Annotated in this window: 13 protein-coding genes; 5 read left to right on the plus strand and 8 right to left on the minus strand. The window is 76.3% G+C overall.

Going from position 1 to position 17,065, the window contains the following annotated elements; all coding sequences use genetic code 11:
• Nucleotides 1-155: 155 nt before the first annotated feature.
• The 8 genes from ACFV61_RS19610 to ACFV61_RS19645 all read right to left on the minus strand — a co-directional run bounded on the left by ACFV61_RS19610 (nucleotide 156) and on the right by ACFV61_RS19645 (nucleotide 10,125).
• Nucleotides 156-698: a GNAT family N-acetyltransferase gene (locus ACFV61_RS19610; protein WP_380345262.1), complete on the minus strand. Its 543-nt coding sequence runs from the start codon at nucleotides 696-698 to the stop codon at nucleotides 156-158.
• Nucleotides 699-786: 88 nt separating this feature from the next.
• On the minus strand, nucleotides 787-2,145 hold the full coding sequence (locus ACFV61_RS19615) for a DUF2252 domain-containing protein (RefSeq protein ID WP_380492920.1): 1,359 nt from the start codon (nucleotides 2,143-2,145) through the stop codon (nucleotides 787-789).
• Between the two features lie 176 nt (nucleotides 2,146-2,321).
• Nucleotides 2,322-3,914: a multicopper oxidase family protein gene (locus tag ACFV61_RS19620; RefSeq protein ID WP_380492922.1), complete on the minus strand. Its 1,593-nt coding sequence runs from the start codon at nucleotides 3,912-3,914 to the stop codon at nucleotides 2,322-2,324.
• A complete protein-coding gene (locus ACFV61_RS19625; RefSeq protein ID WP_063349759.1) occupies nucleotides 3,911-4,381 on the minus strand; it encodes a hypothetical protein in 471 nt (156 codons plus the stop codon). Before ACFV61_RS19625 ends, ACFV61_RS19620 begins: the two co-directional genes overlap by 4 nt.
• Before the next feature lie 266 nt (nucleotides 4,382-4,647).
• Nucleotides 4,648-7,293, minus strand: a complete 2,646-nt coding sequence (locus ACFV61_RS19630; protein ID WP_380492924.1) for an ABC transporter permease — start codon at nucleotides 7,291-7,293, stop codon at nucleotides 4,648-4,650.
• A 43-nt stretch (nucleotides 7,294-7,336) separates the two neighbouring features.
• Nucleotides 7,337-8,194 (minus strand): ABC transporter ATP-binding protein, encoded by an 858-nt coding sequence (locus ACFV61_RS19635; protein ID WP_380492926.1) that lies wholly within the window; start codon nucleotides 8,192-8,194, stop codon nucleotides 7,337-7,339.
• Nucleotides 8,195-8,345: 151 nt separating this feature from the next.
• Nucleotides 8,346-9,137 (minus strand): aminotransferase class IV, encoded by a 792-nt coding sequence (locus ACFV61_RS19640; protein ID WP_380492928.1) that lies wholly within the window; start codon nucleotides 9,135-9,137, stop codon nucleotides 8,346-8,348.
• The gene (locus ACFV61_RS19645) at nucleotides 9,130-10,125 is read right to left on the minus strand and encodes a GNAT family N-acetyltransferase (RefSeq protein WP_380492930.1); all 996 of its coding nucleotides are present in this window, start codon (nucleotides 10,123-10,125) and stop codon (nucleotides 9,130-9,132) included. Before ACFV61_RS19645 ends, ACFV61_RS19640 begins: the two co-directional genes overlap by 8 nt.
• A 175-nt stretch (nucleotides 10,126-10,300) precedes the next feature.
• Between ACFV61_RS19645 and ACFV61_RS19650 the strand changes: the two genes are divergently transcribed.
• The 5 genes from ACFV61_RS19650 (at nucleotide 10,301) to ACFV61_RS19670 (ending at nucleotide 16,945) form a co-directional block, all read left to right on the plus strand.
• Entirely contained in the window at nucleotides 10,301-11,767 is a 1,467-nt protein-coding gene (locus ACFV61_RS19650) for a hypothetical protein (RefSeq protein WP_380492932.1), read from the plus strand.
• Nucleotides 11,674-12,753, plus strand: coding sequence for a glycosyltransferase family 4 protein (locus ACFV61_RS19655; protein WP_380492947.1), 1,080 nt, complete (start codon nucleotides 11,674-11,676; stop codon nucleotides 12,751-12,753). Before ACFV61_RS19650 ends, ACFV61_RS19655 begins: the two co-directional genes overlap by 94 nt.
• Nucleotides 12,754-13,017: 264 nt before the next feature.
• The gene (locus ACFV61_RS19660; RefSeq protein ID WP_380492934.1) at nucleotides 13,018-13,980 is read left to right on the plus strand and encodes a thiopeptide-type bacteriocin biosynthesis protein; all 963 of its coding nucleotides are present in this window, start codon (nucleotides 13,018-13,020) and stop codon (nucleotides 13,978-13,980) included.
• Nucleotide 13,981: 1 nt separating this feature from the next.
• Nucleotides 13,982-16,762 carry a lantibiotic dehydratase gene (locus tag ACFV61_RS19665; RefSeq protein ID WP_380492936.1) on the plus strand — a complete coding sequence of 927 codons (2,781 nt, stop codon included), beginning with the start codon at nucleotides 13,982-13,984 and terminating at the stop codon, nucleotides 16,760-16,762.
• Nucleotides 16,763-16,774: 12 nt separating this feature from the next.
• Entirely contained in the window at nucleotides 16,775-16,945 is a 171-nt protein-coding gene (locus ACFV61_RS19670) for a hypothetical protein (RefSeq protein ID WP_350883108.1), read from the plus strand.
• The last annotated feature ends 120 nt before the right edge of the window (nucleotides 16,946-17,065 follow it).

Below are 17,065 nucleotides of genomic sequence, written 5' to 3' on the forward strand. Positions count from 1 at the left end.
CCACCCTCGAACGCGGCACCCGCCGAAACGACGACCTCGCCAACGCCTACCGCGAATGGCTCACCACCGCTTGACAACCCATAGGAGCATCAACGGCGCCGAGCCGCGGGACGCGCCTGTCGTCAGGCTGTTCCCGGCTCGTTCCCGGCCCGCCGTCAGCCCGCCCGCTGCTCGCGGCGGAGGCGGAACAGCACGTTGGGCCGCAGCGGGCCCTCGGGGGCGGTCGGGTCCTCGAAGTCGTCGGCGGGGTCGGACGTCATGCCGAGGCGGCGCATGACGGCCTGCGAGCGGTGGTTGGTCGCGGTGGTGACGGCGAGGATCTCGGGGAGGCCGAGGGCGTCGAAGCCGTGGGCGAGGACGGCGCGGGCCGCCTCGGTCGCGTAGCCGTGGCCCCAGGCGGTGCGGGCGAGGCGCCAGCCGATCTCGACGCCGGTGAAGGGCAGGCCCTCGTCGACCTCGTCGAGGCCGGCCAGGCCGACGAACTCGCCGGTGGCGCGCACCTCGACGGCCAGCCAGCCGTATCCGCGCGCCGCGGTCTCGGCCTCGAAGCGCGCCACCGAGGCGTCGCACTGCTCGCGGGTGAGGACGTCCCCGAGGTGCTCGCGGACTTCGGGGTCGGCGTTCATCGCGGCCCAGGGTGCGAGGTCGGTGGCCCGCCAGGGGCGCAGGAGCAGGCGGTCGGTGCGCAGTTCGGTCATGCGGGCCAGCCAACGCCGACCGCGCCCGCCGGGGCAACCCGTTTTCCGCACCCCCGTACCCGGAGCGCTCCCCGGGGGCGCGCCGTGCTCAGACGCCCGGGGTCGCGGTGATCCGGCCGGCGTCGATCGCGGCGACCAGTTCGGCGTGGTCGAGCGCCGTCTGGTCGGCGTACCGGACGGAGAAGTCGGCGATCGCCTCGGCGAAGGCGTCCGCGCCGCCCAGGTAGCCGGCGATGGCGAGGCGGTCGCCGGTGCGCGCGTGGGCGCGGGCCAGGGTGCGGCCGCACAGGTCGGCGTAGGCGCGCAGGCCGGACGGGGCCAGGTCGGCGACCTCGACCGAGCCCTTCATGTCGCGCAGTTGGCGGCCGTAGAAGTGGCGCCCGGCGGGGCCGGCGGTCCAGCCGAGGAAGATGTCGCCGGCGGCCTGCATGAGGTGCTGGCCGGTGACGACACGGCGCCCGCCGCGGTGGACGGAGACCTCGGCGTCGACCCGGGTGGGCGGCAGGTGGTCCTCCAGGACGGACCGTCCGGCCTCCTTGAGCTGGAGGAACAGCGGGTCGCGGGTGTCCCGGCCCTCCAGCAGGACGATGTAGCAGCGGGTGCCGACGCTGCCGACACCGACGACCTTCATCGCCGCGTCGACGAAGCGGTAGCGGTCGAGGAGGACGCGGCGGTCCTCGGCGAGGGCGGCCCGGTAGTCGCTGAACACCTTGCCGATGTCGCGCAGTTCGTTCTTCTTCAGCGGTTCGATGAGCGGTGGCGCGCTGATGATGCGCCGCTGCCCGTCGCGTTCCTCGGTGAGCTTGCCGAAGGCGTGCAGGCTGGTGCGGCGGCGGGCCTGGGCGAGGTCGGCCTCGGCGCGCTTGCGCTGCCGGGGTTTGCGGAGCAGCGCCAGCAGGTCGCCGGCGTCGATCCGGGAGTACCAGACGTCGAGTTCGCCGAGCCCGGCGAGGCGGCGCATGGCGGTGGCGTAGCCCTCGACGGCGGTGCGGGCGGCGCGGTGGGCGCGGTCCTCGTCCTGTCCGTGGTCGCGGGCGGCGACGGCGATGCTGGCGGCCAGCCGTTTGACGTCCCACTCGAAGGGGCCGGGGTGGGTCTCGTCGAAGTCGTTGACGTCGAAGAGCAGGGCGCGTTCCGGAGAGGCGAACAAGCCGAAGTTCACCAGGTGGGCGTCGCCGCAGAGTTGGACGGTGAGGCCGGTGTCGGGGACGGCGCCGAGGTCGGCGGCCATGACGGCGGCGGCGCCGCGCAGGTAGGTGAAGGGGGTGTCGGCCATCCGCCCGTAGCGGATCGGCAGCAGCCGGGCGACCCGGCCCTCGCCCTGGCGTACCAGCACCTCGACCGGGTCGGGCCGGTCGGCGGCGGGGATCCACCGCCCGTGGGCGGAGCGGGAGACGCGGTCACGGGCGGCCCGGCCGTGCCGGCGGCGTTCGGCGGGGGTGGTCATGCGCGGCTCCTCGGTCGGCGGGACGGCGGGGACGGCGGGAGGACGAAACGGCGGACGGCGGGCGGGGTGCGTCTCCCCGCGACGCTAGGCCACGAGTGCCGGAACGCGCACCGCGCGCCCTCCGGCACTCGGCCGACCGGATGAAGCCCGCGGGACGAAGCCCCCCGGCCCCCGGCTCACTGCACGGTGAAGTCCGCCATCATCGCCATGTCCTCGTGCTCCAGGTTGTGGCAGTGCATCATGTACGTCCCCTGGTAGTCGGTGAAGCGCACCAGGACCTCGACCGCCTCGGCCGGGCGCAGGTCGACGGTGTCCTTCCAGCCGCCGTCGTACGGGCCCGGGTCGCGGCCGTTGCGGCTGAGCACCTGGAACTGGTTGAGGTGGACGTGGACGGGGTGGTGCAGGTCGGAGGTGAAGCGCCACCGCTCGGTGCTGCCGAGGGCGGGCCGGGCGAGGTCGCGGCCGGGCCGGTACAGGTCGCCGTTGATGGTCCAGCCGTAGCTGCCGCTGCGCCGGAAGACGAACTTGCGGGTGACGTCGACGGCGGAGGCGTCCAGTTCCTCGATCGCGGACAGCTTGTCGGGCACGGTCGAGTCGTCGCCGACCTTCTTGCCGGAGACGTCGAAGCGCATCACCTCCGCCGTACGGCCGCTGCCGAAGAGGTTGAGCAGGCGCACCGAGGTGCCCGGGGCGTAGCGGGAGAAGTCGACGACGATGTCGAAGCGCTCGGCGGGGGCGATCTCCAGCACGTCGTGGGCGATCGGGGCGGCGAGCAGGCCGCCGTCGGAGCCGATCTGGACGAGGGCGTCGCCGCCGGAGGGCTGCGGGTCGAGCCGGAGCCGGTAGGGGCGGGCGTTGGAGGCGTTGAGCAGGCGCAGCCGGTAGCGGGCGCGGTCGACGTCGAGGCGGGGCCAGGGGGCGCCGTTGACGAGGATGACGTCGCCGAGGACGCCGTTCATGTAGTCGTCGGTGACGCCGGGCGAGGCGAGGTCCTCGTCGATGGCGGGGTAGCGGAAGGAGCCGTCCTCGGTGAAGGAGCGGTCGGCGAGCATCAGCGGGAGGTCGCGGTCGCCGCGCGGCAGCGGCAGGGCGCTCTCCTCGTCGTCGTGGACGAGGTGGAAGCCGGCCAGGCCGCGCCAGACGCCGGGGCCGGTGAAGCCCATCCGGTGGTCGTGGTACCAGAGGGTGGCGGCGCGCTGCTCGCCCGGGTAGGTGTGGGTGCGCTCGCCCTCGGCGGTGCGCCCGGCCTCGTGGCCCATCCCCGCCATGCCGGGCATGTCGGACATCCCCTGCATGCCCGCCGCCCCCTGGCCCGCGCCGGAGGAGCCGACCGGCAGCAGCAGGTCGACGGGGTAGCCGTCGCTGTCGGCCGGGGTGTGGCCGCCGTGCAGGTGGACCACGGACGGCACCGGCAGCTCGTTGCGGTGCTTGACCACCGCCGCCCGGCCGGACCGGGTGACCACCGTCGGCCCGGGGAAGGTGCCGCCGTACGTCCAGGCCTCGGTCCTGACGCCGGGCAGGATCTCCAGCTCGGCGACCCGCTGGGTGATCTCGTAGTAGTCGGCCGTCGCGTCGGTGCGCACCGGCTGGAGCACCGCGGGCACCGGCAGCGGCACCTGGAACGGCTCGGGCAGGTCGAGGCCGCTGCTGAGCAGCCGGCCGGGGTGGCCCTCGGCGAACAGCCGGGCGGCGGCGGGGCCGGCGACGGCGGCCAGCGCGCCCGCGCCGAGGACGGAGGCGCCGACGCCCAGGAACCGTCGACGGTTCACTTGGACACCTCCAGCGGCCCGCCGGGGCGCGGCAGGCGTCCGCTGCCGTCCGGCTCGGGCAGGTGGTCCGCGCGGGCGGGCAGCGGCAGCCGCCAGGCGCCGACCAGCCCGAACAGGACCCCGCTGACCAGCAGCACCCCGAGGGTGACGTGCACGCTGATCGACCGCGCGTAGCCGGCCGCGATCTGGCCGACGACGGCGACGGTCAGCACGGCGGTGCTCCACAGCGGCCAGAGCGGGCCGCGGCCGGGCCGGCGCACCAGCGCGGCCGCCGCCAGTTGGCAGAGGACCACGGTGGCCAGCGTCATCGCGTTGCCCTCGTGGTCCTTGAGGGACTCGTAGGTGCCGTTGAGGAAGCTGCCGGCCAGCATGACCTGGAGCAGGGCCAGGACCGCCAGGGTGGTCGCGGTGATGCGCAGCAGGATCAGCGGCCAGCGGGGCGCGGCGGCCGCGGGAGGACTGCTCATGTCGGGCTACTCTCTGCTTCGGCGGGTCGGGCGGGTCCGACGGGGCGGGCGAGAGCGTAGCTGATCCGACATCACTATCAGCTCCAATAAAGGGGTTTGGACTTTCCCGGCTACCCCATTGCGCCTACTCGGCCCGGCTTTTGTCACCCGTACGAGCGAGGCTCAGGTGTGGCCGTCCAGCGATCCTCAAGCAGGTGCCGTGACCAGCCCGAAGGGCCCCTTCCGGCGGTACCGGACGGGGCCCTTCGGGCTTTCACGGGCCTCGGCTACTGCCGGGCGGCGCCCAGCGCCACCGGGCGGGTGCGCAGCAGGGCCCGGGCGGGCAGCCCGGTCGCGCCGAGGCAGAGCAGGACGGCTCCGGCGGCCAGCGGCAGGGCGAGCGCCGGCGGAATGTACGGGGAGGAGTTGGCGACGCCCCGGGCGATCGGGACGAGGGCGATCCAGGCGATCCCCCCGCCGATCACCAGGCCGGTCGCGGCGACCAGCAGCGCCTCCCAGCGCATCATGCCGCGCACCTGGCGCCGGGTGGTGCCGGCCAGTCGGAGCAGGGCGACCTCGCGGCGCCGGTCGAGGACGGTCATCACCAGGGTGTTGACGGCGGTGACGGCGGCGAACCCGCCGAGCACGCCGGCCATCACGGTGTTGGCCCAGGCGTTCAGCTCCATCATCTTGTCGGACTGGGCGACGAATCCGGCCCGGTCGGTCACGGTCGCCCCGCCGGGGCCCGCGAGGCCCGCCAGCGCGGCCGCCACCGCCGTACGGTCGGCGCCCGGTGCGTCGGCGACCAGCACCTGGCTGTCGTACCCGGCGGTGACGTGCCCGGCGACGACCGCCCGGGGCAGCAGCACCTGGCCGAAGCCGAGCCCGCGGTCGTAGACGGCGACCACGGCGGGCTGCACCGGGGTGCCGTCGCCGAGCCGCAGCGGCACCCGGTCGCCGACCTTGACGTCCAGGGCGTCGGCCAGCGTGGCGTCCAGGGCCACGGTGTCGGCGGCGCGGCCCAGGTCGGCGAGCGAACCGCTGCGCACGCCCAGGTCGAGCACCCGGGACAGCCGGGCCGGGTCGCCGTCGACACCGAGCGCGGTGGCGGAGCCGAGCTGCATGTCGTGGGTGTACACGGCGGCGGTGCGCAGCACGCCGACCGCGGCGTCCACACCGGGCACCTTGGCGGCCCGGGCGGCGGTGCCCGCGGGCAGGCCGGGGCCGGTGGAGCCGATCACGTGGTCGGCGACGATGCCGTCCCGCACGTTCGCGCCGGTGGCGTGGCTGATGGTGCTCTGGAGGAACAGCAGGGTGCCGCAGAAGGCGGTGACCAGCACGATCGGGGTGATCGCGGAGGCCAGCCGGCGGGCGTTGGCGCGGGTGTTGTCGGCGGCCAGCGAGCCGGGGGCACCGCCGGCCCGCAGCGGGGCGCCGAACACCGCGGCGGCGACCCGCGCCACCCAGGGGCCGAGCAGCGCGACGGCCAGCATGAAGCACATGACCACGCCGAGCGCGGTGTTGGCGGCGTTGATGCCGTCCAGGGCGGCCGCGAAGGCGGCGGCCACCACGCCGCCGGCGGCGAAGAGCAGCCCGATGACGGTCCGCACCTTGCCGGGGTGGCCCGGTTCGACGGCGGCCGCGCCGAGCGCCTGACCGGGGCGCAGCTTGGCGGGGCGGCGGGCGGCCAGGAAGCCGGCGGTCAGCGCGGCGAGGGTGCAGATGAGGACGGCGGCGAGCATCGGCAGCGGGCCGACGTCCAGTCGCACGCCCTGCGGCACGGCGCCGCGCGAGGTCAGCTCGTCGAACCACCAGCGGGCCAGGGCCAGTCCGGGCAGGATGCCGAGCGCCCCGGCGACCGGCGCGACCAGCATCGCCTCGGTGGCGATGGTGCGGCGGATCTGTCGCGGGGTGGCGCCGATGGCGCGCAGCAGGGCGAACTCGCGGGCGCGCTGGCCGGTGGCCAGGGCGACGGTGCTCATCACGACGAAGATCGCGGTCATGGTGGCGTAGCCGCCGAAGCTGCCGCCGAGCCCCATCAGCAGGGTGCGGGCCTCGCCGATGGCGGGCTGTTCGACGGTGCCGCGGCCGTCGCCGGTGAAGACCTTGGCGCCGCCGTTCTCGGCCTTGGTCTCCAGGCCGATGGCCGGGGTGCCGGCGGCCTTGGCGTCCGCTGCCTGGGTGCCCGCGGCCTTGGTGTCCACGGCCTTGGTGCCGGGGGCCTGGGCGTCGAGGGCCTGACGGACCTGCGCGACCAGCGCGGCGCGGTCCACGCCCTCGCGCGGCTGGACGGCGATCGCGTCGATCCGGCCGGGGTGGCCGGAGAGGCGGTCGGCGGTGGCGTCGGCGAACCAGGCGGTGGGGCCGGCCGACTGGGCGGCGGCCAGGCCGGAGACCCGGTAGTCGCCGGTGCCGCCGGGGGCGGTGAGGGTGAGCTTCGCGCCGGGCGCGAGGTGGGCGGCGCGCGCCGTGTCGGTGTCCAGCACCACCTCGTCGGCGCCGGGCGCACGGCCCTCGACCAGCTGGTCGGCCGGGCCGGCGATGCCGAGCGCGGCGAAGCCCCGGCCGGTCAGGGCGGGGGTGCCGGCGCCGGCCGGCAGCGGAAAGGCGCTGTCCGGGCGGGCCGCGGCGACCCCGGGCAGTGCGGCGATCCGGCCCACCAGGGCGGCGTCCGTCCGGGCCCGCTCGGGGGTGGTCTGCTCCCTGGTCTCGGTGTCGCGGCCGACCTTGGCGGTGATCCGCACCATCGGGTCGGCCGCGACCACCACCGGGGTGCCCGCGTACCGCTGCGGTGCGACGCTCGCGGTCAGTCCGGTCTGCAGCAGCACGCCGCAGGCCACCACCACGGCGGCGCCCAGCAGCAGGGCGACCAGGGTGCCCACGAAGGAGGCGGGTCGAAAGCGCACCGAGGCGCGCGCCAGTCCGTTGCTCATGCCCCTGCCCCGTTCCACTCGTCGATCGGTCCACGCCGCCCGTTCACGCCGCGACCCCCACCGGGCGGGCGGTGAGCGAGACCATCCGGTCGGCGACGGCCTGCGCCTGCGGGTGGTGCAGCTCGTCGACGAGCGCGCCGCCGGCCAGGAACAGCGCCCGGTCGGCGAACGAGGCCGCCACCGGGTCGTGGGTCACCATGACCACCGTCGCGCCCAGGTCGTCCACGGCGCGCCGCAGCAGGCCCAGCACCTCGTGCGCGGTGCGGGTGTCCAGCGCGCCGGTCGGCTCGTCGGCGAACACCACGTCCGGGTCGGTGATCAGCGCGCGGGCGATCGCCACCCGCTGCTGCTGGCCGCCGGAGAGCTGGCCGGGCCGCCGCTTGGCGTGCTCGCCGAGGCCGACCTGGGCCAGCAGCTCCCGGGCCCGGGCGCGGTCCTGGCGCTCGCCCGCCAGCCGCTGCGGGAGCAGCACGTTCTGCTCCACCGTCAGCGAGGGCAGCAGGTTGAAGGACTGGAAGATGAAGCCGATCCGGCTGCGGCGCAGCTTGGTGAGCCGGTCCTCGCTCAGCCGGGTGATGTCCTCGCCGCCGAGGCGGATCTCCCCCTGGTCGGGCTTGTCCAGGCCCGCCGCGCACTGCAGGAAGGTCGACTTGCCGGAGCCGGACGGGCCCATCACGGCGGTGAAGGTGCCCCGGGCCAGCGCCAGGTCGATCCCGCGCAGCGCGTGCACGGTCTCGCTGCCGCGGCCGTAGGTGCGGCGCACCCCGCGCAGCTCGATCGCCGGACGGGCGCCCTGCTCGGTGTACGGGCCGCCGCCGTACGCCCCCGTCGCGTACGGTCCGGCGGCGTGCGGTCCGGCGGCGTACGGCTCGGTCGATGGGCGGTCGTGGCGGCGTGCCATGGGTGGGCCTTCCTTCGGGGATCGTCGGTGGTCGTCGACGGGTTCCACGTTAGAAAAGGCCAGGCCGGCGGACCATGGAGGCCGCTGGCGGACCGGGGGTGGGGATATCCCCACCCCCCTCCGGGGGCCTGCGGGCCGACGCCGGGCGGGCTCACACCGGGTCGGCGGCGATCTCCCCGTAGGCGGCGGCGAGTTCGGCGAGCACGGGGTGCGCCGGGTCGAAGGCCGTACCGTCGACCGCGGCCAGCGGCCGGACGCCGACACCCGCGTTCACCGCGAACGCCGCCGTGAAGCGGCCCAGCCCGGACGCGTCCACCCGCTCGCGCGACTGCGGCCCGCCGTACGCGCCGGCCAGCAGCGCGGCGGTCACCCCGGGCAGGCTCGGGCCGTCCGGCCAGACCAGTCGGCGGCCGTCGAGGAAGCCGACGTTCCAGGTGGCGCCCTCGACCACCCCGCCGCCGTCCGGCTCCACCAGCAACACATCGTCATAGCCGTCGAGTTGGGCCCGCCTGCGGTGGTGGACCAGGCCGAACAGGCCGACGTGCTTCACCTCCGGCAGCTCCCGCCGATACCCGACCGTGCGCACCCGCAACGGGGCCGGCGCGGCCACCGCCGCCGGGCGGGTGGTCAGCAGCAGCCGCGGCGCCGCCGGGCCGCCGGGGCGCTCCAGGCCGAGCTCCGGGTCGTACACCGTCACCCGGACGATCACCGGCGCGCCGTCGGCGGGCAGCACCGCGCGGATCCGCTCCCGCACCGCCGCCCGGTCCAACTCGGCGGCGAACAGCACCCCGCAGTCCCGGACCAGCCGGTCCAGGTGCAGCGCCAGGCCCCGGACCCGGCCCGTCTCGACGCGCAGGGTGGTGAAGTGCCCGTAGTTCAGCAGCCCCAGTGCGGCCAGCCGCGCCGGGTCGGCCGGCGCGCCGTCGATCTCGATCTCAGCCATCCCCCGAGTCTGCCAGCCCCGGCGACGCCGCCACCGGGGCCTCCGCTCTCGGCGCCGGGGGCGGGGCCGGGGCCGCCGGGGCCTGGGTCGCCGCCGGGCGGTACGGGCTGACCACCTCGCGGCCCGCCGCCAGGGCCAGCTGCTCGAAGTGCTCGATCTTGTAGGCCAGCCCCTCCGGCTCCCCGGCGTCCGACCACCGCCACGCCTCCGCCCACCACTGCGGGCCGCGCACCAGCGGCCGGCCCGCGAGCGCCAGATGCAGCGCCAGCGTCGAACGCGCGTACTCGTGCACCCAGCCGTCGGCCGCCCGGTAGTCGGGCGTCTCGTCCAGCCGCAGCCAGCGGCCCTCGCAGCCGGCGGCGAGCATCGGCACCCAGCCCCAGCCCCGGTCCGCGACCAGCAGGTGCAGCCAGCCGCCCTCCTCGCACACCCGGTACGGCGGGAGCTGCGGCATCCGGGCCAGGGCCAGCGAACGCTTCCAGCCGACCACCCAGAGGCCGCGGCGCAGGTAGTAGCGGACGGCGCGCTGCCAGGACCAGTGCGCCTCCAGCCGGAAGCCGGGCAGGCCCTCCGCGGCGGCCGCCGCGTACACCTCGTCCAGCGCCCCGGCGGCCAGCCCCCGGCCGCGCGCCTCCGGAATCAAGTAGAGGGAGGAGACGGCCAGTTGGCCGGGCCCCTTGGTCCAGTTGTCCACCGCCACCGTGCCGGCCGCGGCGCCGCCCTCGTCCAGCACCCAGTAGCGGCGCCGGTAGAGCTCGCCGCCGGGCCACTCCCGGCCGCTCTCCCCCAGCCGCTCGCGCCACCGGCGCTCGGCCTCCGGCGTCAGCGCGTCCGGGGCCACCAGCTCCCCCAGCTCGCCCTCCACCAGGGACGCCAAGTCCCAGAGGGCGAACCGCCGTTCGTCCCCCTCGGCGACCGCCCGCAGCCGCGGCCCCGCCGCCAGCCGGTCCTGCGCCCGCTCCACTGCCGCATCCCACGACCTCACCACGCCGACACGATAGCGGGAGCGCGGGCACTTTCCGTAATCCAGCGAACACCGAACGTCAGATCGGATGCGAAGGTCTCCGGGCGAAGGCCCTGACGGATGGTAGGGGAAACCCGACCAGAGGACTCGACCTGACCGTGATGACCAGGCTGACCTGCGGCGATGCAATGAACGGGTGATGAATCGGCACGACTCCCCAGACCGGCGGCACGCCGCCGCGTGGTGCGGCGGATGGCTCCTCGCGGCCGGGTGGGCCGGGGCCTTCCCGCTGCTCTCCGACCTCGGCCCGCACCGCGCCTGGGGCGCCTGCGCCGCCGTCGGCTACCTGCTGGCGGCGCTCGCCGCCCTCCTGCCGACGCGCCGGGGCCGGCCGCTGTCCATCGCCCTCGCGCTCACCGGGGCCGTCGCCGTACCGCTGCTCGCCCTCGTACTGACCGGCCAGGGGCAGAGCGAGGTCGGGGTGATCGAACGCTCCGGGGCCCTGCTGCTGCACACCGGGACGCCGTACCTCGCCGAGCCCAGGACGGTGGCCGAGTACACCCCGTACCTGCCCGGGATGGCGCTCCTCGGACTGCCCCGGGCCCTGCTCGACGGGCTTCCGCTCGGCGGCCTGTCACTCGATGGTCTGCCACTCGACGGGCTGCCGCTCGCCCGGGTGGCGGGCGACGCGCGGCTCTGGTGCGCGGCCGCGTTCCTCGCCTGCCTGCTGCGCTCCGCGCCCACCGGGCGGCGGACCGCCCGCGCCGCGCCGACCGCCCCACCTGTCGGCCGGCGGACCGTCCTGGCCGCGCTGACCGCCTCGCCCGTCGTCGCACTGCCGCTCTGCGTCAGCGGCGTCGACCTGCCGATGACCGGCCTCTGCTGGCTCGCACTCACCCTCGCCGCCCGACGGCGCCCCGCCCCCGCCGGACTGGCCCTCGCCGCCGCCTGCTCGCTCAAGTGGACGGCCTGGCCGGCCGTCGCCGTGGTCACCGCGCTGCTCGCCGCCACCGCCGGACGGCGCCCCGCCCTGCGCGCCGCCGCCGTCGCGGTGGGCGGCACGGCCCTGCTCGTCCTGCCCGGCGCCCTGCGCTCGCCCGGGCCGATGCTCCACCAGGTGTTCGCCTTCCCCACCGGCCGCGGCGACCTGCCCACCCCCGCCGCCAGCCCGCTGCCCGGACGGCTGCTCGCCGACCTCGGCCCGCCCGGCTGGTACGCGGCCGTCGGCCTGCTGCTGCTCGCCGCACTCGCCCTCGCGGCCTCCCTGCTCACCCACCCGCCCCGGCACGCGGCGGCCGCCGCCGACCGGCTCGCCCTCGGGCTCGCCCTGGCCTTCCTGCTCGCCCCCGCCGGGCGGTTCGGCTACCTCGCGCTGCCGGCCCTCCTCGTCCTGCTCGCCCGGGTGCTCCCCGCTTCCCCCGCTCCGACCACCGCTCCAACCCCTTCGCCGGTCCCTTCTCCGGTCCCTTCTCCGACACCGAACCGAGGTCTCACCCGCCCATGGGCAGCACACTCATCGTCACCAACGACTTCCCGCCCCGCCAAGGCGGCATCGAAACCTTCGTCCACGCCCTGGCCACCCGACTGCCCCACTCCGACGTCGTGGTCTACACCTCCGCCGAACCGGGCGCCGATCGGCACGACGCCGCTCTCCCCTTCCCGGTGATCCGCGACCGGGCCCGCACCCTGCTGCCCACCGCCCGGGCCACCCGCCGCGCCGCCGAGATCGCCCGCGCCCACGGCTGCGACCGGGTCTGGTTCGGCGCCGCCGCCCCGCTCGCCGCGATGGCCCCCGGCCTGCTGCGCCAGGCCGACGGCATCCGCCGCACCGTCGCCACCACCCACGGCCACGAGATCTGGTGGGCCCGCACCCCCGGCGCCCGCCGCCTGCTGCGCCGGATAGGCCGCAGCGTCGACGTCGTCACCTACCTCGGCGAGTACACCCGCGCCCGGATCGCCCCCGCCCTCGGCCCGGACGCCCAATTGGCGCGCCTCGTCCCGGGCGTGGACCCGGACCGCTTCCGGCCCGGCGTCGACGGCGCCCGGCGGGCCCGCACCGGGCCGGTGATCCTCTGCGTCGCCCGGCTCGTCCCGCGCAAGGGGCAGGACGTCCTGATCCGCGCCCTGCCGGCGATCCGCCGGGCCGTCCCCGGCACCGTCCTCGTCCTCGTCGGCCAGGGCCCGTACGAGGACCGCCTGCGCGCGCTCACCCACCGGTGCACCGAGCCCGGCAGCGTCGAATTCGCCGGCGGTCTCGACCACGCGGCCACCGCCGCCCACTACGCCGAGGCCGACGTCTTCGCCATGCCGTGCCGCACCCGCCGGGCGGGCCTCGAAGCCGAAGGCCTCGGCATCGTCTACCTCGAAGCGGCCGCCGCCGCCCTGCCCGTCGTCGCCGGCCGATCCGGCGGCGCCCCCGACACCGTCCTCGACGGCGTCACCGGCACCGTCGTCGACGGGCGCGACCCGGCCGACGTGGCCGCCGCCCTCACCCGCCTCCTCCTCGCCCCGCCGGCGGACCGCGCCCGGATGGGCACCGCCGGCCGCGACTGGGCCACCACCCACTGGTCCTGGACCGCCTCCGCCCACCGCCTCGCCCACCTGCTCGACCCCACCCGGTCCGTTCCGGATGCCCTCGCCGGACTCGCCTGACACTTTCGGACGCGCCAACATCGCTTTATTCAAAGGGAGTTCGAACCACAATGACACCCACTCACCGACATGCGGACGATCATCGAGTCAGGGGGGGCGATGGCTGTCGAATGCGCCCGCAGGATGCGCCTTCAGCGCGCGAAGTCCCTTACGCGCAGCAGGCGCACCCTTTTTCATCATATGAATATTTGCCTTCCGTTTTTCAATCTGACCAAACCGTGGAAACCCCAGGAGTAGAGCCGAAATCACGAGGAGGTGGGCACCATGGTGGAGGTCGAACGATTGCTGGCCGACTGCCTCCAGGACGCTCGCGACATTCCGTGGGGAACGGTACCGGTCGATTCCGCGGGCCCCGAATACGAGGCCGCGCGCCGCGCGTTCCTGACGGCCGGGCTGTCCGCGCTGCGCGACGACAGGCCCGAGGACGGCTGGGTGCAGATCAACCTCGCGCCGGGCCCGGCCACTTGGCACCGGACGTACCGCGCCGTCGCGGACACGGCCCGCGACCTGATCGCCGCCGGCGCGGCGCGCTCCTTCTTCTTCATGCACAAACCGCCCGGGCTGCGGGTCCGGTTCGAGGCGGGCCGATCCGATGTCGGGGCACTGCGCGAGGAACTGACCCGCCGCTTCCGCGCGGTGGACGGACAGCCGCAACCGCCGCTGTGCGGGCGGTACGAGCCGGAGACCTACCTCTTCGGCGGCCCGCGATCGATGCGGCACGTCCACGACCTGTTCACGGTGGACTCCCTGGCCTGGCTCGATCACCACGACACCGTCGCGGCGCCGGGCCGACCGGAGGCGGTCGCGGACTGGCGGTTGTCCCTGTACCTCCTCGGCGAACTCCTCGACGGCCTCGGCATCGTCGGCTGGGAGCACCGCGGGGTCTGGCAGGTGCTCCAGGACGACGCCGGCCGCAGGCTGGGCACCGACCCGGACGAGGACACCCGGCGCGCCGCCGCAGGCATCCTCGCGGCCTGGCGGGCCGGCGGACAGAGCCTGCTCGCTCCGCTGCCGCCGCACCGGCGGGCGGCGGTCGAGGTGCACGGGGACGCCGTGCGCCGGGCCGCCGAGGGCTGGCGCACCGGCTACTTCGAGTCCGGCGAGGCGGTGATCGGCCCGCGCCGGGCCGCCGCCCACTACGTCGTCTTCCACTGGAACCGGGGGCGGTTCTCCCTGGCCCGGCAGAGCCTGCTGACCCACGCGCTCACCGGTGACGGGAGGTCCTGACGTGTCCGAGGACCGGGAACTGGGCGCCGCGGCACTGCTCCGCGTGGCCGGCATGCCCTTGGCCGCGTGGGCGGCGGCGGGCAACCCGGAGCTGTTCGCACAGGTCGCCGACCACGCCCGGCAGGACGAACGGCGGGCGGAGCACGCCCGCCAACTGGCCGAGCAGCTGGGCACCTTGGTCGTGCCGCACCCCGCCCTCACCGCCGCCGACCGCCGCGCCGTGCTGGCCGTGCGCCGTCGGCTGCACTCCGGCGCCGCACCGGGCCCGGCCGACTGCGGGCTGCTGGGGCGGCTGCCCGCCGCCCACGGCCTCGTCGCGGACGCCGCACGGCTGTCCGGCGAGGCCGAGTCGGCGGCCGCCGCCCTGCGGCGGCTGGAGGCCGCGGTGGCGGCCGAGCGCGAGCGCGTGGGCGCCCTGGGCTGGTCCCTGGTGTGCGCGTCGCCCGTCATGCGGGCCTTCCTGGACGAGGTGGAACCCGGAGCCGCCGCAGACGTGGCCGGCCGGCTGGCCGCGGGCGAGTCCTGGAGCGGGAAGCGGCTGCGCAAACGGGCGGCGTACGTGTGGCGGGCGCTCGGTCGGGCCGCGGCGAAGACCACCCCGCGCGGCTGGGTCGGCCAGGTCACCCTGCTGCCGGTCACCCCGGCGGGCGCGAACGGCGGCGGGAACAGTGGCGGGAACGGCGGCGGGAACAGTGGCGGGAACGGCGGCGGGAGCGGCGGCTGGGCCGACGGCCCCCTGCTGCGGCTCGTCCCGCCCGGTACGGCCCTCGGCGAGGTAGCGGCCGAGGCCGTGGAGAACGTCCACGGGGTGCGGGCCCGGCTCGGCGCCCTGGACCTGCGGGCGGCGGACCCGGCCACGGTGCTGGCCCTGGCTCCGCTGCACTTCCCCCAGCCGGCGGGCACCGCGCCGGGCTCCGGTGTCCTGCGCTGCTGGGTGACCGACCCGCACGACCGCGGCCGGTTGCGGCAGGTCGACCTGCGGCGCTCCCTCCCCCTGGATCACGTGCTGGCCCAACTGGCCGACGGCCCGCGCCCGTTGGGCGACCTCGAAGCGGCTCTGCTGGGCACGGCGGCGACCGGGGCGGCGGCTTCCGCTCCCACGGTGCTGCGAGGCTTCCTCGCGCACCTGCTCGGACTCGGCGTGCTCCAGGCCTGCGCGGCCCCGCGCCGCCGCACCACGGGCTGGCTCGCCGCCGAGGACGTCCGCGCACGCGGCACCCTTCCGCAACCGGCACCGGCACCGCTTCCAGCACCCGCACCGAGCGCCGATTCCGCCATACTCGCGCCCATACCCGCACCCGCGCTCCGTACCACCGGCTCCGCCGCCCCCGCCGACGACTCCCGGCCGTGGTTCACCGACTCCTACCGCACCATAGCCTCGGCCGTCTCCGGAGCAGCCGCCCGCCAGGTGCAGCAGGGCCTCGGCACCGCCGCCCGCGTGGCGTGGCTGCGGGAAGCCGACCGGCTCGCGGGGCCGGACCCGCACCGGCTGCCGGCCGAACTCGCGGAGCTCACCGAACGGCCGTGCCCGCTCGGCGAGATCCTCGCGCGCCACCTGCCCGACGGCAGTTGCCCGCCGCCGCCTCAGCCCCCGCGCCGGTACGCGGGCTGGCACCCCGCCGAGACCTCCGGTTCCGGTTACGCGAGGCTGCTGGCCCACCTGTCCGCCCGGGCCGGCGGCGGACCGGTGGACCTGGACGACGACCTGCTGGACACGCTCGGGGCGCCCCCGGCCACGACCGCGCTGCCGCCCTGGCCCCTGGACTGCCTGCTGCGTCCGCTGCCGGGCCCCGGCCCGGTCGCGGTCCTGGAGACCGCCTCACCGGCGGGCGTGCTGGACGCCCGGTTCGCCGACGCGCTCCACACCCTGCACGGCGGCTACGACAACCTCCGGAGCTACCGGGCCTTCCTCGCCTCCGTCGAGCGGCTGTCCGGGGCGCGCTTCGTCGAACTGCTGGTGCCGCCGCTGGCCGGACGCGCCGCCAACGCCGTACGGCGGCCGGTCATCACCGGCTGGTGGACGGGGGATCCCGATCCCCTGCCGTACCAGGGAGCGAACGGCCTGACGGCCCGCTACCTGCCGCTGGAGCGCATCACCCTGCGACGGGTCGGCCCGCGGATCATCGCCGAGGCCGACGGGTGCCGGCTGCTGCCCGTCCACCACGCCACCCGTACGCCCCTGCCGCCGTACGACGTCCTGGTCCGGCTGCTGCTGGCCGCCGGCCACCCGGCGGGCTCGCGCCTGATCCGCCTGGACGGCCTGGCCGAGGCGTTCCCCGACACGGACCGACTGCCCCGGGTGACCGTCGGCGGCGGCGCCCTGGTCATCAGCCCCGCGGTCTGGCGCGTGCCGGCGGCCCAGCTGTGGCGGCCCGGCGACGGCGACCTGACCAAGGTGCGCGCCCTCGCCGCCCTCGGGCGCTGCGCCGGGCTGCCGCGCTTCGCGTTCGTCCGGGCCGTACCCCAGCCGAAACCGGTGCCCGTGGACTTCGCGGCGCTGACCGCGGTCCCGCTGCTGGAGCGGATCTGCGCGCGCCACCCCGGTGCGGACCTGCTGGTCGAAGAGATGCTCCCCGACCCGGGCGGCCTGCTGCTCCATGACCCCGTGCACGGCGGTGCCGCCGTCGCCGCCCAGCTGCTGCTCCGACTTCCGTTCGACCAGGGCGCCGAGGAACTCGCGGAGCCCGCCGCCGCCGCACTGCGCGGCGAACCCGACGTCCCCGGTACGCCCGCCCCTCGCGGGCGGGCCACCGGGGCGGTCTCCACCCATCACCGCTCCTGAAGGAGGACAACCATGCCCGACATCACGGCGCTCACCGACCTCGACGCCCTCATCGGCGACCTGGACGCGCGCATCACCGAGACCACCCTGCCGACCCCCGAGGCCAGCAGCGGCGGCTGCAGCGGCGTCTGCACCGTCCTGATCTGCGACACGGTGCTGCTCTGTAGCGGCCTGTTCTGCTGATCTCCCGTCAGGGGGGGGGGGGGGGGGGGGGCCCCGCGCGCCCCCCCCCCCCCGCCCCCCCCCCGCGCCCCCCCCCCCCCCCCCCCGCCGCGCGCCCCCCGCGCCCCCCCGGCCGGCGCG

Origin of the sequence: Kitasatospora sp. NPDC059817, assembly GCF_042731835.1 — a bacterium.
GTDB lineage: Bacteria > Actinomycetota > Actinomycetes > Streptomycetales > Streptomycetaceae > Kitasatospora.